Genomic DNA, 24,499 nt, shown 5'->3' on the forward strand with positions numbered 1-24,499 from the left:
TCAGCGCATGGCAATCCATGCCAGCCCGATCGGGGCGGATGCCAACAATCAGAATTCGACGCCGAAGGAAGATTGGGACGCGCCAAGTATCGACCCGACAGATGCACCCCGAGCTGTGCGTGAGTGACTCGACACGCTGGATGAGGTCGCATTTGGCGCGGCCAGCGAGGTGCAGCCGAAGTTCACTTCGCATTCCGATCCTGCCAGCTAGTGAACAGCAGCGCGGAATGGGCCAGCACTCTTTAACTGTTCTGATAATTACATCATCGATACGGGCCACGGTGTCATCGTCGATGTGGAAGCCACCCGCTTGATCCGGTAGGTCGAAGTGGGATCGGCAAAGACGATGTTGAACCGCGTGAAGGCGACATTCGATTTGCATCCCGAACGACTGATCGCGGACACGGCATACGGCACCGGGCCACTTCTGGGGTGGTTGGTCGAACGCGAAATCGCGCCGCACATTCTGGTGTTCGACAAGGCGGGCCGGTCAGATGGCACATGGTCCAATCCGACACCTGGGTAACGAGCCCGGCAATCCTTCTTCGTATGGCAAGCAATCGCTGAACAAGCCAGAGGCCGCTTAAGGCTACAAAGTTTTTTGGAGGCGTTTCTTTAAGAGGGCGACGATCTCTTGCGTGGCTGCGATATCATCCGAAGACAGGCCTCTGGCAAGATCATTCACCCATGGGATTTGTATTGCGATAGCTTCATCGAACAGCTTTTGACCTTTTGGAGTTAGAGCAACAAGATGGGCGCGTTTATGGTTCGGGTTGAGTTGAAACTCTAAAACCCCTTCTCTTTCCAACTCATTGACGATGCGTTGAACACCTTGTCGATGAACCCCCATCGCGCGTGCGTGCCATGCAACAGACTCGGGTTGTTCAGCATAGGCGATGGCACCAAGAATTTGCCAGCGTGCACTGGTCAACCCGAGTTCTGCAACGAGCCGATCGCCGGCAAGTTGTAGTCGGCCATTCAGCCGAAAAACATCCAGAATCAACGCCGTCACAGCTTTTCCGGCCTCAGTCCATTGCTCATTTGACATGTGAGTACGCTATAATATTGACAACATATTGTCAAATGAACTAGTGAAGGCAAATTGACAACACGGCACCAAATAACACCGCTCATGGAGTAAAACAGATGGTCAACTTCAAGCCCCTCGATCCTGATTTTCCAATCGAACAACAACTGGGCATCGATGCCGGGCCTGTTGTTCTCGTAAATTTGTTCACGATCGACCCCGCTGATCACAACGCTCTCATCGAGGCGTGGAAAGCTGATGCCCTCTGGATGAAAAAACAGCCCGGTTACATCAGTACGCAAATGCACAAGGCCATCGGCGATGGCGGCATGTACCTAAATTACGCCATCTGGGACTCTATCGCAGACTTCCGTGCGGCGTTCGCAAATCCCGAGTTTCAAGAAGCGCTCAGCCACTACCCATCCAGCGCTGTCACAGCTCCGCATCTGTTCGAAAAGATCGCAGTCCCAAACTGCTGCACGGCCTGACGAAACCAACCGCGAAGGATCAATTTGGAGGACACACAAATGAAAACACGCATTCATGCAATAGCAGGCGGCGTCGGCTTCCTGATGATCCTTCTCTTCTGGACGTCCACAGCTATCAGTGAACTGTTTGCGAGCCACGAGACGATTGCCGCGGTTAAGACCATGATTTTGAGGGGTATGTTCATCCTTATTCCGGCAATGGTGATTGCTGGCGGATCCGGCACCGTGATGGGCAAGAGTCGTACCGATGCAAAGGCTCTCGCGAAGAAGAAACGGATGCCTCTTATTGCGCTGAACGGGCTTCTGATCTTGTTGCCCTCGGCGTGGTTTTTGGCTGGTAAGGCAGCCGCCGGAGAATTCGATACCGTGTTCTACACCGTTCAGGCTATCGAATTGGTCGCAGGCGCTGCAAACCTGACGATGATGGGCCTAAACATCCGCGATGGCTTGACCATGACCGGGCGAATTGGTGGCTCAAAAGTTTCATCTGAGGACCCGCAACAGCCTGTGATCGAAGAGCGTCCCTCTGGGCCGTTGGTGGCCAAATCGATTCCTCGTCTTACCAGCTCCGCAGGAGAAAACCTCGAAACCCGATCTGCCGTCGCCTTGTGTCGCTGCGGGCAGTCGAAAAAGAAACCTTATTGCGACGGGTCACATAACGATATCGGTTTTTCGTCCAACCCCTCGCCGAACCGCACGTCCGATGGCGTGAAGGTCTTTGGCGGTGAGCAGATTGATGTCCATTACAATCGCCTGCTTTGCTCTCACGCAAGGGAATGTGGGACACGGCTGAAAGCCGTTTTTGACACCGGACGTGATCCCTGGATTATACCCGACAATGCCAGTCTTGGTCAGATCAGGGATGTTGTAGAGATGTGCCCATCTGGTGCGCTTTCCATAAGTGAACCGGGCGGACAAACACGGCACATCGTCGGTGGCAAACCGGGCATCACGATTGAAAGCAACGGGCCCTATCGTATCACGAAAATTCCACTGGCTTCCGGTGTTCGAGCGGAAGGCGCATCACCCGCCAAATATGTTCTTTGCCGCTGTGGGGCGTCCAAAAACAAACCGTTTTGCGATGGTTCTCATTCCGACATCGGGTGGACTGACCAGTAAACGTGAAAACCCGAAAGGAACGGTCCGATGAAAAGCACGCCTCAGAAATACGGAACAGGAGCCGTCACCATTCACTGGGTGAGCGCCGCGTTGATCCTGGTTCAGCTTGTGTCCGGGTTTCGGGCTGCGTCCACGGTCGACGACGCAGCGAAGGAAGCGATTCTGGCGATGCATGCCCCCTTGGGATTTGTCATCCTCGTGTTGACGATAGCGCGGATTCTCTGGTGGCAGTTTGTTGACAACAAACCGGCCCCCGTCGCTGGCGATCCGGTCTGGCAAACTTTCGCGGCCAAGGCCGTACATGTGATGTTTTACATCGTGCTTCTCGGCATGGCTGCAAGCGGTATTGGGACAATGGTGGCATCGGGCGCGGGTCAGATTCTGTCTGGCGCAGTCGATGCGCCGCTCCCGGACTTTTCGGAATATGCGCCGCGCGTTCCACACGGCATCGGTGCCCGCTTAATGGTTGGCCTATTCGTGTTTCACGCAGGGGCGGCCATTTATCACCATTTTGTCAAACGGGACGGGCTGCTCGCACGCATGTGGTACGGCGCGAACTGAGGACCAATTGTCTTCCTAAAGCAGGAGAGCTGAATGCTCCGCTATTCGTTGCTCATTGTGATTGTATCTCTCCTGTCAGGTTGTTTCGAGGAAGACGATAACAAAGACACATCAGAGGATGAAGTCGTTCGCGGCTTGGTCACAACCGTCGTCAGCTCGGCGGCGAGTACCATCACCCGCCGTTATCCTGGTGTCCTGGAGCCAAGTGAAATCACGTCACTGTCCTTTGAGGTCGGTGGCAAGCTGGGGCGTCTGGATCTTTCGATCGGCCAGCGGGTCTCTGAAGGGGAGTTAATTGCGGAACTCGATGGTGAGAAATTCCTTGCGGCTATCAAAAATCGGCAGGCTGCGGTGGAAGAAGCTGAAGCCACGCTGCAGCAAGCCGAAGAAGATCTCGAAAGGTCTGAGCAACTTTTGGAGCGGGGCGTCGTAACCCGGGTCGACAGGGATAATGACAGGACGGCTGTCCTCACCAGCCGAGCACAGTTGAAACAAGCTGAGGAAAACCTGGTCACGGCCCGGGAAGATCTGGAAGATACAAAGCTCGTTGCGCCATTCGATGGCATCGTAAACTCTGTCGATGTCGACTCATTCGACACCGTCGGCTCTGGAACACTGATCATCTCGGTTTATGAGGCGACATCTTACGAAGTGTCGTTTTCTGTGAACTACGCCACGGTCGATCAGTTGCATCTGGGTGCTCGTGCCAAGGTCAGATTGTCCGACAGACCCGATGCTGCGTTAGAGGCCACGGTAAGTGAAATCGGCGAGCGTGCGGACGCCGTCGCGTCTTTCCCGGTCTCAGTAAAACTCGTTGATACCCTTGGTGTAATCCGGGCGGGCATGGCGGTCGAAGTTTCATTTGAACTGGATGTTCTGGGGGGCAAAGGGTTCCTTGTGCCGATCTCCGCTGCCATCCCGGAAGGGGAGATATCAGAAACATCCGGACCTACCGATCCGTCGCCCGTATCCTTTTACCTCTTCGATCCGACGGACAGCACCGTACGACGCAAAGAGGTTACGATGGCCGGGCTAGAAGACAACAAGTTTGTTATCGTGGATGGCTTGAACGAAGGCGACCGTGTTGCCATCGCGGGTGTTTCCTTTCTGCATGAAGGTATGAAGGTCAAACTGCTCGAGCCAAAGGAATGACCCCATGGATTTCCTGACACGGTTTGGGTTGGAAAAGACGCGTTTCACCAGCTTTCTGATGGTTTTGCTGATTGCGCTCGGGACGATGTCATATCTGAGCATTCCAAAGCGCGAAGACCCGGCGATCACGATTAGAACGGGCGCTGTGATTGCCAGATTTGAAGGCATGTCGCCCGAACGCATTGAGAGCCTGATCGCTGACCCGATTGAGCTAAAAATCCGGGAAATAGGCGAAGTCGAGGATATCGAGACAATTATCACCTCAGGTCAGGCGCTGTTCTATGTGCATTTGTACGACACGGTTGCCGTGGCGGACATCGAAGAGCCATGGGAAGACCTGCGAAACAAGATGCAGGCGGTAATCCCTGAGCTACCAGAAGGCACAACAGCACCGATTGTGAACACTGATTATGGCGATGTTGCAATCGCGACCATTGCCGTAACGGGCGATGGTTTCAGTCTGGTGGCTCTGGAAGACATTGCCAAGCAGCTCCAGTGCGAACTCTATACCGTCGCCGGTATCACCCAGGTCGAACTGTTTGGTGTTCAGGAGCAACGTATCTGGCTTGATCTGGATATCAGCAAAATCGCAGCAATCGGTGTCCAAATGGATCAGCTCCTAGCAGATCTTGAAGCGCAAAACGTGATATTGCCCGCCGGCGAAATTGATGCCCAAGGCACAAACATCGTGCTTGAAGCCAATGGTGATTTGGGCACGATTGAAGACATCCGCAACCTTTTGACTAAGGTGCCCGGGCTGGCCGGTTACGTGCGCCTGTCTGATCTGGTCGACGTAAGAAGAGGGTATGTCGATCCAAAAGTTGAACCTGTCTTCTTTGACGGCCAACCGGCGATTGTTCTTGCATTGGAGATGTCAGAGTCCACTGACATTCAGGAACTGGGCCGCCGTCTGAAGCAAAGAATTCCCGAATTTGAGCGTCGGCAACCGATTGGTGTATCTTACAATATTTCGACCTTTCAGGAGGCGAATGTCACCAACGCGGTAAACAATGCGCTTTCCAATGTCGGGCAGACATTTGTGATCGTCTTTGTGGTTATGTTTCTGTTTCTGGGCCTCCGGCCCGCCATCGTCATCGCGTGTATCGTGCCTTTTACGCTGTCGATCGCGCTTGTCGGCATGGGGCCGCTCGGCGTCGATATCCAGCAGGTTTCGATCGCGGCTGTCATCATCTCGCTGGGTCTGTTGGTCGACAACGGGCTCGTCGTCGTTGAAGATATCCAAGGCCGAATAAACAACGGAATTTCTGGTCGGGATGCCGCGCTACAGGCCGGTCGGCAATACGTCGTGCCGCTTGGGGTCGCATCGACCACAACGATTTCGGCCTTTGTGCCGATGTTGCTCCTTGACGGAACGGAAGGCGACTTTGCCTATTCTCTCGGTGCGGTTGTCGCAATTATGCTGTTTGGATCCTGGATCACGGCACTCTATATTCTGCCATTTCTTTGCTCGCTCATGCTGAAGCCCAAGAAACAAAAAGAGACCGGCGCCAAGGAAAGCGACGGCAAACTCTATGAACTCTACGGTGGATTGATCCGCCGCTTGCTCCCCTTTGGCATAATCATAACAGTAGCCGTCTATGCCGTGGTTGCCTTCAGCGCAATGCAGTTGGCTACACTGAAGAAAGAACAATTCCCTCTCAGCGAAAGATCAGACCTCCTTGTCTACATGGACATGCCAAAAGGGGCCGCAATCACGGCCACGGAGGATTTGGCATTAAGGGCGGAGGCGTGGCTGTCAGACGAAACCTCAAACCCGGGCGTCATGAATACGACAGTCTATGTTGGAACAGGTGGTCCGCGCTTCAACCTTAGTCTCGACCCTGCTGACCCTGATCCGGCGAGTGCATTTTTTGCCGTCAATACCGTCAGTCTGGAGGCTGCAATCGACACGGTGGAACGTGCCAGGGACCACTTTATCGAGAAATTTCCCGAGGCGCGTTTTCGCGTGACCCGATTGGCGCAGGGGGGCAACGAATCCGGTATTGTCGAGATTGAAATCTTCGGTCCGGACGCAGACGTACTGACGGAAGCGGCCGCAAAAATAGAGCGCGCGATTGCGGAGTTTCCCCGCGTGGTCAAAAAGGAAACGGATTGGGGCAACAAAACTGTAAAGGTTGTCATCGATGTGGATCAGGACAAGGCGCGTGAATTTGGTGTTACGTCCAAGGATATCTCCAACGTTATGGAGTCTTATTTTTCGGGCACACAGTATTCCACATTCCGCGAGGGTGACGAACAAATCCCGATAGTGTTGCGCGCAAATGAGCGAAGCCGTGACAGTGTCGAAGACCTGACCAACCTAACGATTGAAGCGGGTGGTCAACTGATCTCAATTGATCAGATCGCAAACTTCAGGCCAAAGTTTGAATTCTCGGAGATACGTCGCGAGAACCAGGTTCGTCGGATCGTGATTTCCGGCAAGAGCGATCTTTATTCTGCCGCTGAAACCTATACACGTCTGCAACCTGTTATCGACGCGCTGGATCTTGGATCTGAATATTCGGTCAACATCGCCGGTGAACTGGAAAACAGCGCTGATACCAACGGTCAGTTGCTTTCTAATTTGCCGCTCGCAATGGGCATCATGTTTGCTGCATTGATCTTTCAGTTCAATTCAATGCGCCGCTCCTGTGCGACGCTGATGACAATCCCGCTGATCGTGATTGGAGCCCCGTATTCCATGGCGTTGATGGGACAACCGCTGTCATTCTTCGCTATTCTGGGTCTTATGTCTTTGATGGGGATCATCATCAACAATGCGATTGTGTTGATCGACCAGATCGATATCGAGTTGGAAACAATGCCTCTCAAAGAGGCAATTGTTTGTGCATCACAGAAACGGTTGCGACCGATCCTCTTGACGTCGTTGACGACTGTTTGTGGCTTAATCCCAATGGTGATTTCTGGCGGGTCGCTGTTCCAACCAATGGCTGTTATCATGATCGGCGGCCTTATCGCTGCCTCTCCGTTGTCACTGTTTTTCGTGCCCAGCCTTTATTACCTACTGATGCGTTCGCGGGGTACAGCTAATACTAAAACGGGCGCAATATTGGAGGTTTGACGTCACGAAGTGCTCTAGCTGGTGGGAAGACAACTTTGCCTGAAAATTGATCTGTGTAGCAACATCGCTCTCTGTAAGACGATAGGTGAACTCTATCAGTCGCGGGAAGCCCACTTTCGGCCCTAGAGCCGACATTGATCATGCTCGACGGTGTTGCGGTTCCGCTTTCCCAAAACAGACACCGATCGGAAAGGTTTTTCTAAATACGACGTTACAAAAATACTCTCTTTGTCGCATTCTTTTGGTGGCTGCTGCTTCATCTACCCTTTGCTCTTTTCTGCTGAAGCGATCGCCAGACCTATCAAAATCAAAGGTGCGGCTAACAGGAAAGCTGACAACAACTCAAGCCTGAAGATGAAGACGTCGGCCAAGACCGGCCATAGCAAGGCAACATATTCGAATGGTGCCAGCCGAGAGGCTTCAGCGTAGCGAAAGGCCAGTGTCATTCTGAAGTGACCGAAACCGCCAAAGAGATCAGACAGCATCAAGAGGCCAAGTGTAGACAAGTCTGGTGTCACCGCCGAAAACAACGTCGCTATACCGCAAATCTTGGAAGCCAAAACGAGGTAGAGGGCGATGGCTCCAGGGCCTTCAGTCTTGTTGAGGCTGCGCACCATGATGAGAGCAAGCGCGGATTGAATGGTTGCCACGAGACCACTGGCGTAACCCTAGAGCCGCGTGCTCTCGAGGGAGCAGGTGGTCAGCTCGGACCAGACAAGCGCGATCACTCCGGCAAAACCAAACGCGAGACCCCAAGCGCGCCATTTGGTGAGGCGCTCTGACAACAAGGCAGTTGCGCCGACCGCCATCAATATGGGGGACAGCCAAAAGCGTGTCAGTTGCGCGCATCAGAGCCCAATCAGCGATCCTTCCACCAAGAGTGGCGAGCAGAGCAATGATCGTTCCAATGATACGGCTGAGCAGGGAAATCAAGAAAGCTAGGCCCTACGACCAACGCGCACCATGAAGCAACCGCGGTAGGATATCGCGCTCGAGCGTATTGGAGCCGAGTGGAAAATCTGTACTGGGCGCGGAGAGGCGGTTTGGAATATTGATTGCCGTTGGGTCATAAGCTGCAACAATTGGGCTGAAAAGCGCGAGCGCAACAAGGCCGGTGACAACGATCAAGGTGCTACGCGTCTCCGCTCCAATCCGAGGGTCGATCACGCGATAGATGATATCGATCAGCAGATTGACCACGACAAAGACTAGCTCGGTCAGAACGACGACGGCCTGCACATAGGCGAAATCTCGTGCAATTATATCTGTGATAAGGAATGTGCCCAGGCCCGGATGGCCCGAGCGTGATGGCGGGTAGAATAGCGTGGGCGTGCCTGCGAGAGCCCGTGGCAGAGAGCCAGCCGAGCTGAACGATAAAGAGCAGGATAAAAGCAGCCCAAACCGATAGGCCGGGATCGCAGCGACGGCAACGGCCACCCGATCCAGCGGTCCACCCCGACGCTTGGTCGCGACGATCGCGAGCGGCAGTGAGACCGCCAGAGCTCCCAACACATGCAGGAACGTATACGAGATTGCCGCCCGCAGGTCGGATCAAACCGGGCAACCTGTCACCGCCGAATATCCGAGGTCAAGTCGCAGCAATAGACCAAGCCACGCCCAGAAGGCTTGCCAGAAGCGTGTGTTGAGCCCGGCCTCCTCTCGGACCTGATGCGTGGAACTGCACGATCAACACCGACGCCTTGGGAGCGATGAGGTAGCAGCAAGCGGAAATCCATTGGAGCTCAGGACAACGAGTTATCGGGTCGTTAAAAAAGCCGGATATACATCAGTCATCGCGACCTCGACACTGGAATTATGCAGACTGTTGCAACAAGGTGGGGTCCACATATATCCACACAAGGCGGGGTAATCCGCCGCGCCCACGTTGTCCCGATACAACTGCACGCAAAATTGTCAGGAAGCTACAAATGCGAGGTTAATCAGCGGCTGCCGCGCTGAACATCAAAGTCAAGCATCGCGCAAGTCTTCAGAACAATGCAGTAGCCTGCATTGGATGTGGCGAGGCGTTCTTTCTAATCCACTCAACGAAAGACAACTCAAAGAAGCGCGTTTGGGGGGTGCGAGTTCAGGAATCACCCAGAGAAAGACGAAGCTGCACCTTCAAACCACGATCGCGTGGTAAGAACTCAAGTGTGCCATTATGAGCATAAGCGACGGCCTCGGCAATCGAAACGCCAAGACCTGAACCAGATGTCGCAGCAACGGGACGAAACCTCTCGCGAGCCTCCAGGATTTGTTCTGTGGTCAGTCCAACGCCGTTGTCTGAGACTGCAATCACCATCTCACGGGGACCACGGTCAGCACTGACATGCACCTCTGTCAACTCAGGGCCGCCGTGCCGTAGCGCATTGTCGACAAGATTGCGGAGCGCTTCGTGGATCATTGTTTCATCTCCGTTCATAGACCCCAGATAAGCCGTGGATTGAAAGGTCACGGATGGACCCGCTTCGCTGGTCCTGCTCAGCTCATCTTGCCAGGCACGGAAGGCCTCATCCATGTCGACGCTTTGCATTACGGCTTCTGGACTGATCGCTTTGGCGCGCTCAAGAAAAAGGAGCTTTTGGCTCAGGTTGGCGGTTTCCCGGGCAGCTTCCAGAAGATCAGCAGAGCGCCTTTGCGATGCATCCCAATCCGGCGAGGCCTTTACGGCTTCTGCCAGAGACAGCACACCGGCGATAGGGTTTTTGAGCTGATGGGCTGCGTTCGAGATGAACTCCGATTGCGCAGCCATGCTGCGCGTGACCTGGCCAAACAGGCGATTAAGTGTGGCGACGATTCCACCCACCTCGTCTGGCACCGGGCGTTGGATTGGCGACAGCTCATCGCTGTTGCGGCTGGCGATGGCGGTTTCCAAATCGATCAATGGTCGCAGACCGAGGCGCACGCCGAACCAGACGATAATGGCCACTGCCAGGATCAATCCTGCTATCGCCAAGAGCGAGCGCAGCAGAAGATCCCGCACAAAGGCCGCCCGCACGGACGCCTCTTGCCAGACCGTGGTCGTGAAAACACCCGTAAAACCATCAATCTGAGTGCGGTTTTGCAGACGCACCCCATGAACCGGACGGCCCAGATAGGTGGCCTCAAAGTAGTTGGGGGCCGAGGCTTCCTCGTTTGGGGGCGGAATGCCTACCGGTGGGGTTGCATAGCCGGCCACGATGACACCGTCAGGGGCGTAGACGTGGTAGAAAACACGACCGCCAGAAGTGTCTGACAGGATGTCCCCTGTCCGCGGTGACAGTGCGTCGCCACCAGAAATGGCCACGTCATTTGCAACGGCCAGCGCGGCCGCCAGCAGGCTTTTGTCGAACACATCGGTGGCTGTCTGGCGCGCGTTTTTAAGTTGCCAAATGCCTACCAAAGCCGCGACCAGCAGAAGCGGGACCAAAATAACGGCCGTCAGACGTCCGCGAAGCGACCAGACCTTGCCCATCACTCCGGCTTCACGAGAGCATACCCAATACCACGATGTACCCGGATCGAAACATCGAAGACAGACAGGCGCTTTCTCAGGCGCGACACATAGACTTCGACCACCTTGTCGTCCGTGCCGCTGCCCACGCCATAGGTCTTGTCGAGCAGCGTTTCCTTGGAAACCGGCATGCCGCCTGCCTCCGCAAGAGCAACCAGAACCGACAACTCGCGGCGTGGCACGTCGATGAGTTCCTGCCCCGCAAGAAGCTGCGGAGTTTCCAGATCAAGTGTCAGCGATCCGATCTCGATCGTGCGCCGGGGGGCGACGTCCTTGCGACGGGCCAAGGCACGGATACGCGCGGCCAGTTCGTCCATTTCGAACGGCTTGACCAGATAGTCATCCGCACCGGCGTCGAGCCCTTCCACGCGATCCTGGGTAGCAGATCGCGCGGTCAAAAGGATGACAGGGCGCGGATCGTTTCGGCGGCGCATTCCGGCCAGTATTTCCAGACCGTCGCGCCCGGGCAGGTTAATGTCGAGAATTACCAGATCGCATTCTTCCTGCCGCAGGAAACGATCCGCATCATCACCATTATCGAGCGAGTTCACCGCATGGCCATCATCGCTGAGACGATAGGCGATGCCCTTCCGAAGGCTCTGATTGTCTTCTACCAGCACGATGCGCATGCCCAACTTTTCATCCCTATGAAGGGTTAGTGCAAGGTTAATGCGTCATCAATGCAGCGTGAGGTCGGGGAATCGCTCGGCTCAAGAAGGATTTCGGTGCGACGGTCGTGCCGGTCTAGGGAGGAAATCATGACGACATTTACATCCACGCGCCGCGTGGCGATGGGCCTTGTGGCAGCCGCCGCTGCAACCTTTGCAACCCAAGGCACCGCAGGCGGGCACGGCATTGATCTGGAGGGGAAGACCGTAGAATGGGTGATCCCGTTCTCGGAAACTGGCGGTTCGGCCAAATGGGCCAACTTCTACGCACCGCTCCTCAGCGAAGCTTTGCCCGGCAATCCAACGGTCGTGGTCAAATTTATGCCAGGTGCAGGTTCAACCAAAGGGGCCAACTGGTTCCAAGAGCAGACGTATGAAGATGGTACACTGATCTTCGGCTCTTCCGGGTCCACACAGTTCCCCTATCTGCTGGGTGATCCGCGCGTGCGTTATGAATACAATGACTGGAACGTCGTACTGGCGTCCGGTACCGGCGGCGTGGCCTATCTGCCACCTGATCTGGCCGAAAAAATGGATGGCTTCGACGCCTCAGGCCTGAAAGACACCGATTTCATTTACGGCTCTCAAGGGGCCACACGCCTCGACCTTGTGCCGCTTCTGGCCTGGGAGATGCTCGGGCTGAACGTAGAGCCGGTCTTTGGCATCAAGGGCCGCGGCGATGGTCGCCTGATGTTTGAACGCGGTGAAGCGAATATCGACTATCAGACGTCTTCCTCTTTCCTGAAAGGAGTGACGCCCTTGGTCGAAGCCGGAACGGCTGTTCCGATGATGTCCTGGGGTGCCCTGGACGCTGAAGGAAATATCGTCCGTGACCCGACATTCCCGGACATGCCGACATTCAAGGAAGTCTGTGAAGCAACAGAAATGTGCGAAACCAGCGGTGAGCAATGGGATGCGTGGAAAGCGTTCTTCGTGGCCGGTTTCCCCGCACAGAAGATGGTCTTTCTGCCAGCCGGAGCCTCAAATGATGCGATGGTGACCTATACTGCTGCCTTCGAGGCCGTCAAAGCGCGCGCCGATTTCGCAGAGATCTCTTCGGGTCGCCTGGGTAAATACCCACAGATGACCGGAGACGAAGCCAAGGGCGCTTTGTCCAGCGCGACCCAAGTGCCGGAGGCTGCAAAAACCTTCGTGGTCAACTGGTTGAGCGAACGCTACGGCGTAACACTGAACTAAGCCAACTGATTGGCCCCGGTGCAATCTGCCCCGGGGCCTTCTCCTTTCAACCGGAGATTGCCCGATGGATATAATTTCGGTGGCGCTGCCCGCCCTTGGGGATGCGGCAGGTCTGATCCTACAACCAATCGTTCTTGGATATCTCGTGCTTGGCGTTGTAATGGGGCTTTGCGTTGGGGTGTTCCCCGGCCTTGGCGGAATCGCTGGCCTGTCGCTTCTGTTGCCCTTCATGTTCGGGATGGACCCTGTCTTGGGTTTGGCGCTGATGATCGGCATGGTCGCGGTGGTGCCGACATCGGACACCTTCGCCAGCGTATTGATGGGCATTCCCGGCTCATCTGCGTCACAGGCCACGGTGCTGGACGGATTCCCACTAGCCAAAAAGGGAGAGGCCGCGCGTGCGCTCTCTGCCGCCTTCGCATCTTCATTGTTCGGCGGTCTGGTTGGGGCGATGTTCCTGACGGTCTTCATACTAGTGGCGCGTCCCATTGTTCTGGAGTTCCGCACGCCTGAACTATTGATGATCACGATATTTGGCCTCTCCATGGTTGGCATCCTCGCCGGGCGCGTCGCGCTGAAAGGTATTGCGGCGGCGGGCCTCGGCATGATGATCGGCACAATCGGGGAGGGCGACAGCGCGGGCGAATTGCGCATGGCCACCTATGACATGCCCTATCTTGTCGACGGGTTGAAACTGGTCATCGTTGGTCTTGGCATTTTCGCGATCCCGGAAATTGTCGCGCTCTTGCGACGCGACAAATCCATCTCGGACCGCTCACCTTTGGGCGGCGGTTGGCTCAGCGGTGTGCGTGACTGGTTTGCCAATATCTGGCTGTCGGTCCGCTGTTCCATCATCGGCGTGATTGTCGGCGTGATCCCGGGATTGGGTGGGTCGGTGGTGGACTGGATCGCCTACGGGCACTCGGTGCAAACCACGAAAGACAAATCGAAATTCGGCTCCGGCGAAATTCGTGGGGTGATCGGACCCGAAAGCTCAAACAACGCCAAGGAAGGGGGTGGGCTCGTGCCCACGCTGCTCTTCGGGATCCCGGGATCCGGTTCAATGGCGATTTTCATCGGTGCTATTGCTTTGCTTGGTTCGGGTAATATCGAGGTCGGCCCTTCGATGCTGAAGAACAATCTCGACATCACCTATGCCATCGTCTGGCTGCTGGCTTTGGCTAATGTCGTAGGCACGTTAATCTGCATTGCCGCGTCTGGCGGCATCGCGCGGCTGACGACCATTCCCTTTGCGCTACTGGCGCCATTCCTGTTCATGATCATCAGCTTTGCGGCCTTTCAGTCGGGCCAGGATATCATGGATCTTGTCGCGCTTTTCGCCATTGGCTTTCTCGGGATCATGATGCGGCGGTTCGATTGGTCACGACCTGCGTTTCTTATTGGCTTCGTACTCTCCAACCCCGCAGAAACCTATGCAAACCAAGCGGTGCAGATCGCCCAGTCTCGATTCCGCAAGAGCTTCGAAGAAGGTATCGACTACATCTTTTCGCCCATTGTGATCGTGTTGATCATCATCACGTTGATCTCGGTTGTTCTGGGCTTGCGTCAGGCCAAGACAATCATGGCGGAAGGTGCCGTTGAAAGCGGCGCAAAACGCGCTCCGCTTATCTTCCTGCTGGTTGCGTTGGGGTATTTGGCCGTGGCCTTCACCAATGCCGCTATGATCCCTGACTACGCTGCTGCGGACCGGGTCTTCCCGCGCTTCGTATCAGGCGTCGCCATTGTGGCTTGTGTGATCCTGCTGGTTCAAATGATGATCCGACCGGAGACACACGCGCTCTTTGCAGATCGCGAAGCCAGTGATGTAGATGCCAATGCACATGGCCTCTGGTCAACACTGGCATGGTTTGCCGGGCTATTGATACTGACCTCACTGCTTGGGTTCATCTTAGCGCTGGCGATCTTCCTGTTCTGTTTCATCAAGTATCGCGCAGGACGCAGCTTAGGCTTTGCTCTAGTCTACACCGCTACGGGGATCGCTTTCATGTGCGCTATGGCGGGGCTTTTGAACCGCGATTTCCCACAGGGTCTCTTGCAATCCTTCATGGACCTGCCCTGGCCGCTAACATGACACAGACTGCCATCTCCTTTCTGTTCATGCGGGGCGGTTCGTCACGAGGCCCGTATCTGCGGCGCGGGGACTTGCCTCAAGACCGCGAGGAACTGGCCCGCGTACTGGTCGCAATCGTGGGCTCAGGTCATCCCCTGAATATTGACGGGATCGGAGGCGGGGCCGCCGTGACGACCAAGGTTGCGATGCTGTCTGAATCAGAGGATGACTGGGCCGATGTCGACTATTTCTTCGCTCAGGTAAGCGTCGAAGACGGGCTTGTGGATTTCAAACCAACCTGCGGCAATATCCTTGTTGGTGTTGGTCCCGCAGCCATTGAGATGGGGCTGGTCGCTGCGACTGGGGAAACGACAGAAGTACGGATTCGCGCGGTGAATACCGGGGCGCGGGTTGCCTCCCAAGTACAAACCGAAAACGGCGCCGTCGTTTATGAGGGGGCTGCGCAAATCGACGGTGTGCCTGGTACGGCAGCCCCCATCAAACTCATGTTCCACGATGTGGTGGGAGGTGCCACGGGCACCCTGTTTCCGACCGGCAATCGGATTGACACAATCGATGAGATCGAGGTCAGTTGCATGGATGTTGCAATGCCCATGGTCATCGCGCAGGCCTCTGATTTCGGTCTCACAGGGCACGAAAGCGCTGCCGAGCTTGACGAGAACAGAGGCTTCTTCGAGCGCATGGAGGCGGTGCGCATGAGGGCGGCCGTTCTGATGGGGATGGGGGATGTTTCCAAATCCGTAACACCAAAGTTCGGCCTCCTCGCGCCAGCGAAGGACGGTGGAACTGCGGCGGTACGCTATTTCATGCCATGGAAAACCCACCCCACGCTGGCCGTCACAGGATCGCAATGTCTGGGCGCTTGCCTGCTGTGCCCCGGGACCGTTGGGGACGGGATGGCGTCCGGGGTCGGGCCTTCTCCTGCCCGTCTCCAACTTGAACATCCGATGGGAAAGATGGAGGTGACGATCGCTTTCGACATCAAGGGGGACCGCTTTGATGTGCAATCCGTCGGCTTGACGCGTACGGCGCGCAAACTGGCAGCAGGAGAGGTCTTCGTCCCGAAATCCATTTGGCGGGGGCATTGACTTCGATTTCCCAATTGTATACCATAGTATACCAATAATTTGGAGACGACTGATGACCTCTGATGATTGCGTGATCGTTGCCAAAGCCGAACTGAAGATGGCGCGACAATTGATCCAGGATGAAATCCGCGACTATCCGACACCGATCTCAGGATGTGATGCGCAATACAATTATCTGATTGGTTTGCGCAGTTCGATCTCGGACGCTTTAAGCGCTCTGGAAGCCCCTCGTTTTGTCGCGACGCCACGCACACCCTCCCCTAACGCTGGCGTGGAAAGCCGGTGAAAGTCCACATCCTAGACGACTGGTTCGATACGCTGCGTCGGCTGCCGTGCTTTGCCCGTTTGCAAGATCACGACGTTACAGTCTGGACCGACCACGAGCCGGACCCGGGTAAGCTGGCGACAAGAATATTGGAGGCCGAGGCACTTGTTCTCTTCCGAGAGCGCACGAAGATCGGAGCAGAACTCCTCAACCATCTTACCAACTTGCGCCTGATCTCGCAGCGCAGCGTCTATCCGCATGTCGATGTGGAGGCATGCAGCCGCAATGATGTTCTCCTCTGTTCAAACATGCATTCGGACACACCATCCTTTGCCGCAGCCGAGCACACGCTGGCGCTGATCCTCGCAAGTTACCGTCAGATACCGCAGCAAGTGGCTTCGATCCGGGCGGGAAATTGGCAGGCTGGCGTCGGGCGGACCCTAAGGGGCCGGATATTGGGCCTCTACGGCTATGGTCGCATAGGACGCGCCGTCGCAGGTTATGCACATGCAATTGGACTGAATGTTCAGTGGTGGGGCTCAGAAGCCGGACGCGCCCGTGCAAAGGCAGATGGCGAACACGTTCCCGAGAGCCGCGAGGCTTTTTTCGCGGGCTCTGACATCATCAGCCTCCATGTACGTCTGAAACCGGAAACAAGAGGGATCATCACGGCGACCGACCTCGCTCAGATGCAGGACCGTGCCTTGTTTGTGAATACCTCGCGATCTGGTCTGGTTGTGCCAGGAGCCCTTGAGACGGAACTGGCCAAGGGGCGACTCCATGCCGCTGTCGACGTGTTTGATGAAGAACCGCTCCGCGACACCGCGAATCCACTTCTGACCCATCCAAATGTTTTGCCGACCCCCCATGTCGGTTATGTCACTGAGGATGAATTCAATCTGCAATTCACTGATATCTTCGATCAGATAAATGCCTATGACAAAGGCATGCCAATCCACATGATCAATCCTCAGGTTTGGGCGAAAACAACCTGACGGCCACCGGCGCCCCAAGGATTACGACGAAAATGCGCAAGATATGATGCGCAACAACGAAGGCGACATCCGCTCCGACGATCAATGCCAACACGGTTAGCTCCGCCTGCCCGCCCGGCGCGAAGGCCAGCAGGGCTTCCATCCCCGGGGCTAGGTTGGCGAAGATGACCAGCTCGACAACCACCACCGTCAGAACAATCAGGATCACGCAAAAGCCGACACCGGCTAAGAGGTCGCGCCGCACCTCCTGCATGGTGATACCTGCGTATTTTGCGCCGATCGTCATGCCGATGAAGAATTGTGCGGCCCAGATCGCTTCAGCGGGCGGTCGAAAGTGCAACAAACCCACGAGCGTGATCGCCGCGGTCAAAAGCAGCGGTCCAAGGATCGAAGCGCCAAATAGCCCGATCCGTTTCGCACCCCACCAACCAAGCAGGGCGCAGGCGACCATCAGCAATAATTCGTGGACCGGCACGCTTTTCAACGGCACGCCTGGGGGATTGCTGAGATCGGCCTCCCAAATGCCGCTTAGCAGAAACGGCAAGGCGACGACGATGATCAAGACCCGAGTCGCATGGATCAGGGACAGGGTGCGGACATTGCCACCCGCCTCCTCGCCAAAGGCCAGCATGTCCTGAAGCCCACCGGGCATGGTGGCGTAATAGGCTGTCGGGAAGTCGTAGTTCCAAACCCTCTGAAAGTACGGCACGCCAATCAGGCCAATCACCATGACAGTGAGTGGAATAAGCAGAAGTGTTGGCCACATTGCAGGAAACGTCGCCAGCACGGGCGGCGTCAGCGTTGCACCAACTGCAACTCCCAGGATCGTCCGCATCCCGTCGTTAAGTGGCTTCAGACCCTTAAGTTGAATGCCTATCAGTGCAGCCGCCAGGCAGGCGGCAATTGGACCAAGTAGCCAAGGCAGCGGAATATTCAGCAGGCGGAACGCGCCGACACCCAACAGCGCGACCAGAAAGGTCTGGCCAATCTGCCTCATCCCGCCAGCGCCTTCAGTCTCTGACGCAGGGAAGTCTGAAGATGTGCTTCTGCGGCCGCACCTGCGCCCTCGATGTCGCCTGATCTCAGGGCATCGACAATCATCTGGTGTTGGCTCGCAACCGTGTCGATCCGCGCTTCATCGGTAAAAGTCGTGGGGCCAAGCAGCAAAAGCGCATTGTTCAGCGCACGCGCGGCCTCCAGCAGAAAGCGATTGCGGCAGGCAAGATAGAGGCCTCTGTGGAACGCCTGATTGATCGCGGCGGCGCGGTTCGGGTTGTTGCGCTCTGCCGCAATCTCGGTATTGAGGTCGTCAAGCGTATCGAACTCAGCTTCTGTTCCATGCTGCGCCGCCAGCTCTGCCGCAGTACGCTCAAGAACGACCCGCATTTCATAAAGCTCCACAACTTCGGCATGACCCAGTCGCCGAACGACAGCGCCCATACGCGGCCGATGTTCAACTATCCGGTCTGATTCCAACCGGCGAAGCGCTTCACGGACGGGGGTTCGTGACAGCCCGAGCTTTTCGCCGACATCCTCCTCGCGCAGGCGATCTCCAGGCAGGTAAATGCCTTCACGGATCGCTGCCATGAGAGCGTCATAGGCCATCTCACCACTCGATTTTTTGGTCATTTCGAAAACTCTATAGATTTATCATTGCAAATTGTATCCGATCGGATACTAAATATCTAGCTGAAAAGGAAACCAGCATGTCCAAGACAAAAGTCATCGTTGTCGGCTCCGGAAACGCCGCCATGTCCGCCGGTATCGCCGCACTCGAAAGCGGAGCGGATGTGCTTATGCTGGAAAAGGCTGGCCCGGACCTTGCTGGCGGCAATACGAAATACACGGCAGGTGCGATGCGGATCGCCTATGAAAGTTCGGACGCGCTTTTGCCGCTGCTGGCCAACCCGCACGATCCACGCATTCCCAACACCGATTTCGGAACCTACACGGCGCAGAAATTCGCGAATGATCTTTTGGGATTCAACGAAGGCCGGCTCTTATCCCCGGAGCAGCAGGTTCTTATCTCGGAATCCTATGACGCCGTGAATTGGCTGGCAGGGCATGGTGTCACCTATGAACCGATCTACGCGCGACAGAGTTTCGAGAGGGACGGCAAGCACATCTTCTGGGGGGGCTTGACGCTGGCCGCCGAAAACGAAGGTGTCGGGCTTTTCGAGATGGAGCTTGCTGCTTTCAAACGTCTGGGGGGACGTATTCGCTGCAACTCCGCCGTTACGGGGCTGTTGACGAACGATAACAAGGTCACGGGCGTTATGGTGGGCGATGCAAGTATCGATGCGGATGCCGTCATCCTCGCCTGCGGTGGTTTCGAAGCGAACGAGGAAATGCGTGTTTCGCAGATCGGTTCCCATTGGGCGGCCGCCAAGGTGCGCGGCACACCCCACAACACTGGCGACGGGCTGAAAATGGCGTTCGATCTGGGTGCCATGCGGTATGGTAGCTTTGAAGGCTGCCACGCAACTCCGATGGACCTGCACATGAAAGACTTCGGCAATCTGAATCTGCCACCTAAGGAGCGCAAAAATTACCGGAAAATCTGCTACTTCCTCGGCGTGATGCTCAACGCCAAAGGTGAACGCTTCGTCGATGAGGGGGTCAACTTTCGAAACTACACCTATGCACAATTTGGTCGTGCGGTCCTCGAACAGCCCCAACACTTCGCCTGGCAGGTTTTCGACGACAAGGTCTCGGAATTGCTGTACGGCGAATACCATTTTCACGATGCCAGCTTTATCGAGGCAGACACGCTGGAAGACCTGGTCTCCAAACTCGCCGGTGTTGATGCGGCATCCGCGCTCAAGACGCTGACAGAGTTCAACATAGCCGTCGATACCGATGCAGCATTTGACCCAACAATCCTCGACGGCAAGCGCACCAACGGCCTCCAACTCGACAAGACAAACTGGGCACAAGCACTGGACACTCCACCCTTCAAGGCCTTCCCGGTGACAGGCGGGATAACGTTCACCTATGGCGGGCTGAAAGTGGATGAAAACGGCGCGGTGCTCGCCGAAGGCGGATCGCAAATCCCGGGGTTGTTTGCCTGTGGTGAACTTGTGGGCGGCGTGTTCTACGGCGGCTATCCCGGAGGGTCTGGACTGACGTCGGGAACCGTCTTCGGTCGCCGCGCGGGAACCGGTTGTGCATCTTCGAAATCGTGATAACGTATGAGACTTTCATAGACGAAAATCAGTCGTCGTCCAAAACTTCGTTTGCTTCAGCGTACCTCAATGCCGTTCCAACGCGTGCTCTCAATAGTCCAATGGTACGAAGTTTGTCCCGATACACGGATTATCTCTAATGCACCCGCGTAAAGCTTAGCGACGTCAGGCAAGTCCCCGATCTACGCGCTCAACAGCTTTGCCATCTGTGCCAGCTTTGCTCTGGTTCCCGTCAGCCGCACCGATGATACCTCGCAAATCGACACGTTTCGATCCTACCGCATTTACTTCCCGTTTCCGTTGCTCGCGATGTCTTGTCTCAGCCGGTCATGGCGCCTTGCCCTCTGGACGGGCCGTGCCATGGTTTTGGCTAGTGGGCTGTTGCACGCATGGACAGCTATCTGTCCTGATCGGACATTCCTTCACTCACCACGCGCGCATTATCAGGACGTCTTTCTATCCATCGACTTTATCGGGCGCGGAAACCGGATTGAATAGACGGGCATGATCCTCTTTATCACTCTTGCTCTTGCAGTAGCCGTCTATTGGGTCCGTCCTGTGATCTTTGTTCAAGTCGCGTCGGATTTTGAATGGTGCCATGAACACCTCAAACCACGGCGTGGATACGGGACGATCTCCGTTGTGGATATCGCAGGTTTCACAGTGCTCTCAGCCAAGCGTGAACCGTAAGCCGTGATTGAAACGCCGGACAAATTCCTCGCGGATACTGCGCTTCGCGTTTCCGACAACGGCGGGATCGGTATCTCATGCATCGGCGACGGCTTTTTGCAACCCTCAGTGCGCCCTTGGCTTTGGACAGACCCGAAGAGAAAACCGTAAACGCAACCATTGCATTACTCGATATCACCAAGGCGCATGGGTTTGGTATCCGATTGGGGCTGGCAAGTGGTGACCTTGTAACAGACGTCATTGGCAATAGCGCAAGGCAATCCTTCAAGGTGTAGGGAGATGTTGTAGACCTTGCCGCGGGGTTTGAATCCAAATGCACGGAACTCAGGCACGTAAATTCTGATTGATCAATCAACTTAAAGAAAGCAGATGCGTCAGTGCGTTTCGATGAGCATCGCCAAATCGCGATCAGCGGGCTTGATAGCAGTATCTCAGTCTTTGCAGCATCTCGGCACAGTTGGGCGCCTGCGAGATTCGGTTTCTTAGCTTCGCCACTTTGCATACCGTGAAGGCCCGCCGACGTTTCGCTGTCTTTTTAGAATTGGAAAAAGGTTGGCTAAGGGGCCCAGGTTTCCATCTTAGCCGAGCAATAACTCGAACAGATGTCAGCCTAGGAATTGACTGTAGATTTACTGCAACTGAGAACTGCCGTTCTTTCAGCTAACTGAACCTGTCGAATTGGGCTCGAATCTGATTTCAGAGAACCTGCAGCATACCGTAGTCAGCTCACTATTTGGATTCAAAAGCGGCCCGAACCTGCCAGGTCAGAGTGCCATCGAGGCCGCCGGACGTTAGCCCGATTTTTCGCTGCAATCCCAAATGCAAATGGTCGGCAAGCTCGCAAAATGCAGGAATAAGCCGCCATTTATACGCACCTCCAAATGTCCGCTTGGAGAACAGTTTACGATATTCTGTCTTGGATTTTACGCTTGACCTTCCGGTCGGTGGAGACCCTACAAAGCCTCAAGACATGGAGGTTGGTTTTGAAAATTGCCGTTCTTGCAGATGTGGTTGCCGGTCTTGTTTGGATGCAGTGCAGTCCAAAAGCGATTACCGTCAGCGAACCCAAATATTCAGCTGAAACTGCCGCGGTGACTGTTTCAGTACCAGCAACCCTCTCCGGGAACGCTCAAGTCGGGAAGGTAACCTTCGACGCGAACTGTCATAGCTCCAATACGGTTAACCAACTGGAAATCGCCCCTTCTCCAATCCACGCAATTCATCAGCCTTCGCACCACGGTGACGAGGTTTCCCAAAGCGCCTCGGCTGTCGGCATGCGGGGGCGCCAGAGGCCAATTAGAAGCATGCCGCCGGTCGAAGGTTGCAAGCGTAGCGATGTACAGATGATCCTAGCCTACGTCCGCGACCTTCAAGGTGCCAACGGCATCAGTTGAACTAAGGAGAACGATTAAATGATGCGAGCCCCATTAATCGCCCTGACAGTGCTGGGTTTGGCCGGAACCGCCTTCGCGCATACCGGCGTCAAAAACATGGTCGTAAAGGCGCGGATGGATGCAATGAGCGCCATCGGGGCAGATATGAAGACGTTGGGGCAGATGGCAAAAGGTGTTACAGCTTTCGATCGCGAGATGGCAAGGTCGGCTGCGGCTTCAATCGCAAAACATGCCGCCGATACGCCGGCCCTGTTTGAGGCAGACGAGGATGATCCAAAGTCGGAAGCCAAGGCCGAGATTTGGGATGACTTTGCTGATTTCACAGCGAAGTCCAAGAGTCTGGAAGCGCTCGCACTAGAATTATCCGCAAGCATAGCAGCCGGTAGTGATCTGGTCCCGGCCATAAAATCTCTCGGCGCGGCCTGCCAAGCCTGCCATAAAGTTTATCGCGAAGAAAAGTAGAACCTAGGAATGATGAAGCTCACACGTCGAATTTTAATGAGCTCTGCCGCTGCGGCACTTGTGGTACCGAGGCCGTCTTTTGCCGCTCCAAGTGTGTTGCGTGCGGAACCCGTCAGCTTGCAAGTGCTGCCAGAAGGCCAGGGCAAAACGGCTCTCTGGGGCTTCAACGGTTTCTCACCAGGGCCCGAGTTGCGGGTCCGTAAAGGTGATACCTTGTCCCTTCGCTTTGAAAACCACACAGAGCAACCATCGTCCATCCATTGGCACGGTATCCGAATAGAGAACGCCATGGACGGTGTACCTGGGTTGACGCAGCCGCTTGTCCAGCCCGGCGAGACTTTCGATTACGTGTTTCAACTGCCTGATGCAGGCACGTACTGGTATCACTCACACCATCAGTCCTGGGAGCAAGTGGCACGGGGGCTCTACGGACCATTGATCGTCGATGAGGCTGACGCGCCGAAGGTCGATAGCGACATCACGGCGATACTGGACGACTGGCGGCTGGACGAAAGCGGCGCGCTTATGGCTGGCTTTGGCGACACGCACGACTTCTCTCATGCCGGGCGTCTGGGAAACTTCGCCATGATCCTGCTATCGCAAGACACTGTCCGGCTTGGCGACCGGCTTCGACTGAGACTGATCAACACAACAACAGCTCGGATCTTCCCAATTCGAATCGATGGCCTAGACGCCAAGGTGGTCGCGTTGGATGGCATGTCGCTTGCAGAACCACGCGATCTGTCGGACATCCAACTTGCTCCGGCTCAGCGCGTCGACGTCATCGGCGATGTCACAGCACAAGTGGACTTCCGTTTTGTTGCGCGGGATGCGCTCTATGACATGGGGTCGCTCAAAATCGATGGCCAGAATACTAACCCGGTGGCACCCAATATCGCGGCCTTACCTGCACCCAGCGTCTCGATACCGAAAACGACGCCGAACCAAACCCTGTCGCTTAGGATGGAAGGCGGTGCCATGGGCGGCCGTCATGCAGGTGATGATATCTGGGCACTCAATGGTGTATCCGGGCTGAAAGACGAACCCTTTGCGACATTCAAACGGGGTGAAACAGCGGTCATTGAACTGATCAACGACACGCGCTTCCCGCACGGCATCCATCTCCACGGGCACCACTTCTATGAACTCAGACAAGACGGTTCGCTTGGTGATCTGCGCGATACGTCACTGGTTGAACGAGGAATCTCGCGGAAGATCGCCGTGGTTCTCGACAATCCAGGCAAGTGGTTGCTGCATTGCCATATGCTCGGGCATCAGGCCTCAGGCATGAAGACATGGATCGAAGTGACATGAAGCTTGCGGTCATTCGCCGTCTTTTCTCAGCGGCTTTGTCTGCCAGCGCAGGCCATGAGTTGGACGGAAGAGACATCGTCAATGGGCAGTCCTTATAAATCGAACAAGGTGGGTTCTGCCACGGTCCCACTCTTGAATGTCAACCGAACTGGACATAGCGGATGAAAACAACGTCCTGCACACACACCGCATGACGAGACCGGACATACCAAGCACCACGACCATGA

Annotated in this window: 22 protein-coding genes and 1 pseudogene; 16 read left to right on the forward strand and 7 right to left on the reverse strand. The window is 55.6% G+C overall.

Annotated features, from left to right (window positions below):
• Positions 1-508: pseudogene (locus Q0802_RS22430) on the forward strand (IS5/IS1182 family transposase); the annotation flags it as partial.
• A gap of 81 nt (positions 509-589) precedes the next feature.
• Here the strand turns inward: Q0802_RS22430 and Q0802_RS22435 are convergent.
• Complete coding sequence (locus Q0802_RS22435) at positions 590-1,048, reverse strand: MarR family transcriptional regulator (protein ID WP_298922144.1); 459 nt, start codon at positions 1,046-1,048, stop codon at positions 590-592.
• Between the two features lie 98 nt (positions 1,049-1,146).
• Here Q0802_RS22435 and Q0802_RS22440 point away from each other — a divergent pair, with 98 nt between their 5' ends.
• Genes Q0802_RS22440 through Q0802_RS22460 form a run of 5 tightly spaced genes read left to right on the forward strand, consistent with a single transcriptional unit; the run spans position 1,147 to position 7,429 of the window.
• Positions 1,147-1,515, forward strand: coding sequence for an antibiotic biosynthesis monooxygenase family protein (locus Q0802_RS22440; protein WP_298922145.1), 369 nt, complete (start codon positions 1,147-1,149; stop codon positions 1,513-1,515).
• Between the two features lie 39 nt (positions 1,516-1,554).
• Positions 1,555-2,634, forward strand: coding sequence for a CDGSH iron-sulfur domain-containing protein (locus Q0802_RS22445; protein ID WP_298922147.1), 1,080 nt, complete (start codon positions 1,555-1,557; stop codon positions 2,632-2,634).
• 27 nt (positions 2,635-2,661) lie between these two features.
• Positions 2,662-3,195, forward strand: a complete 534-nt coding sequence (locus Q0802_RS22450; protein ID WP_298922148.1) for a cytochrome b/b6 domain-containing protein — start codon at positions 2,662-2,664, stop codon at positions 3,193-3,195.
• A gap of 33 nt (positions 3,196-3,228) precedes the next feature.
• Positions 3,229-4,347, forward strand: a complete 1,119-nt coding sequence (locus tag Q0802_RS22455; RefSeq protein WP_298922149.1) for an efflux RND transporter periplasmic adaptor subunit — start codon at positions 3,229-3,231, stop codon at positions 4,345-4,347.
• Positions 4,348-4,351: 4 nt separating this feature from the next.
• Positions 4,352-7,429, forward strand: coding sequence for an efflux RND transporter permease subunit (locus Q0802_RS22460; protein WP_298922151.1), 3,078 nt, complete (start codon positions 4,352-4,354; stop codon positions 7,427-7,429).
• A 260-nt stretch (positions 7,430-7,689) separates the two neighbouring features.
• Here the strand turns inward: Q0802_RS22460 and Q0802_RS22465 are convergent, their stop codons facing one another.
• The 4 genes from Q0802_RS22465 to Q0802_RS22480 form a co-directional block, all read right to left on the reverse strand.
• A complete protein-coding gene (locus tag Q0802_RS22465) occupies positions 7,690-8,079 on the reverse strand; it encodes a hypothetical protein (RefSeq protein WP_298922152.1) in 390 nt (129 codons plus the stop codon).
• A 295-nt stretch (positions 8,080-8,374) separates the two neighbouring features.
• Entirely contained in the window at positions 8,375-8,941 is a 567-nt protein-coding gene (locus Q0802_RS22470; RefSeq protein WP_298922153.1) for an ABC transporter permease subunit, read from the reverse strand.
• Positions 8,942-9,515: 574 nt separating this feature from the next.
• Complete coding sequence (locus Q0802_RS22475) at positions 9,516-10,883, reverse strand: sensor histidine kinase (protein ID WP_298922154.1); 1,368 nt, start codon at positions 10,881-10,883, stop codon at positions 9,516-9,518.
• The gene (locus tag Q0802_RS22480; RefSeq protein ID WP_298922155.1) at positions 10,883-11,551 is read right to left on the reverse strand and encodes a response regulator transcription factor; all 669 of its coding nucleotides are present in this window, start codon (positions 11,549-11,551) and stop codon (positions 10,883-10,885) included. The genes Q0802_RS22475 and Q0802_RS22480 overlap by 1 nt, the downstream gene beginning before the upstream one ends.
• Before the next feature lie 129 nt (positions 11,552-11,680).
• Here Q0802_RS22480 and Q0802_RS22485 point away from each other — a divergent pair, with 129 nt between their 5' ends.
• The 5 genes from Q0802_RS22485 to Q0802_RS22505 all read left to right on the forward strand — a co-directional run bounded on the left by Q0802_RS22485 (position 11,681) and on the right by Q0802_RS22505 (position 17,227).
• Positions 11,681-12,787: a tricarboxylate transporter gene (locus tag Q0802_RS22485; RefSeq protein ID WP_298922156.1), complete on the forward strand. Its 1,107-nt coding sequence runs from the start codon at positions 11,681-11,683 to the stop codon at positions 12,785-12,787.
• Between the two features lie 64 nt (positions 12,788-12,851).
• On the forward strand, positions 12,852-14,879 hold the full coding sequence (locus Q0802_RS22490; protein ID WP_298922157.1) for a tripartite tricarboxylate transporter permease: 2,028 nt from the start codon (positions 12,852-12,854) through the stop codon (positions 14,877-14,879).
• On the forward strand, positions 14,876-15,967 hold the full coding sequence (locus Q0802_RS22495; RefSeq protein ID WP_298922158.1) for a 4-oxalomesaconate tautomerase: 1,092 nt from the start codon (positions 14,876-14,878) through the stop codon (positions 15,965-15,967). Before Q0802_RS22490 ends, Q0802_RS22495 begins: the two co-directional genes overlap by 4 nt.
• A gap of 52 nt (positions 15,968-16,019) precedes the next feature.
• Positions 16,020-16,253, forward strand: coding sequence for a hypothetical protein (locus Q0802_RS22500; RefSeq protein WP_298922160.1), 234 nt, complete (start codon positions 16,020-16,022; stop codon positions 16,251-16,253).
• On the forward strand, positions 16,250-17,227 hold the full coding sequence (locus Q0802_RS22505; protein ID WP_298922161.1) for a D-2-hydroxyacid dehydrogenase family protein: 978 nt from the start codon (positions 16,250-16,252) through the stop codon (positions 17,225-17,227). Before Q0802_RS22500 ends, Q0802_RS22505 begins: the two co-directional genes overlap by 4 nt.
• On the opposite strand, the gene Q0802_RS22510 is transcribed toward Q0802_RS22505, so the two are convergent.
• Complete coding sequence (locus Q0802_RS22510) at positions 17,196-18,224, reverse strand: AbrB family transcriptional regulator (RefSeq protein ID WP_298922162.1); 1,029 nt, start codon at positions 18,222-18,224, stop codon at positions 17,196-17,198. The genes Q0802_RS22505 and Q0802_RS22510 overlap by 32 nt on opposite strands.
• Entirely contained in the window at positions 18,221-18,856 is a 636-nt protein-coding gene (locus Q0802_RS22515) for a GntR family transcriptional regulator (RefSeq protein ID WP_298922163.1), read from the reverse strand. Before Q0802_RS22515 ends, Q0802_RS22510 begins: the two co-directional genes overlap by 4 nt.
• 77 nt (positions 18,857-18,933) lie before the next feature.
• Between Q0802_RS22515 and tcuA the strand changes: the two genes are divergently transcribed.
• The 5 genes from tcuA to Q0802_RS22540 all read left to right on the forward strand — a co-directional run bounded on the left by tcuA (position 18,934) and on the right by Q0802_RS22540 (position 24,272).
• Positions 18,934-20,412 (forward strand): FAD-dependent tricarballylate dehydrogenase TcuA, encoded by a 1,479-nt coding sequence (gene tcuA, locus Q0802_RS22520; RefSeq protein WP_298922164.1) that lies wholly within the window; start codon positions 18,934-18,936, stop codon positions 20,410-20,412.
• 504 nt (positions 20,413-20,916) lie between these two features.
• Positions 20,917-21,102, forward strand: coding sequence for a hypothetical protein (locus tag Q0802_RS22525; protein WP_298922165.1), 186 nt, complete (start codon positions 20,917-20,919; stop codon positions 21,100-21,102).
• A gap of 983 nt (positions 21,103-22,085) precedes the next feature.
• On the forward strand, positions 22,086-22,496 hold the full coding sequence (locus Q0802_RS22530; RefSeq protein ID WP_298922166.1) for a cytochrome c: 411 nt from the start codon (positions 22,086-22,088) through the stop codon (positions 22,494-22,496).
• 18 nt (positions 22,497-22,514) lie between these two features.
• Positions 22,515-22,958, forward strand: a complete 444-nt coding sequence (locus Q0802_RS22535; protein ID WP_298922167.1) for a cytochrome c — start codon at positions 22,515-22,517, stop codon at positions 22,956-22,958.
• Between the two features lie 36 nt (positions 22,959-22,994).
• Positions 22,995-24,272 (forward strand): multicopper oxidase family protein, encoded by a 1,278-nt coding sequence (locus tag Q0802_RS22540; protein WP_366523351.1) that lies wholly within the window; start codon positions 22,995-22,997, stop codon positions 24,270-24,272.
• Positions 24,273-24,499: the final 227 nt, after the last annotated feature.

Origin of the sequence: uncultured Roseobacter sp. (genome assembly GCF_947495275.1) — a bacterium.
Lineage (GTDB): Bacteria > Pseudomonadota > Alphaproteobacteria > Rhodobacterales > Rhodobacteraceae > Roseobacter.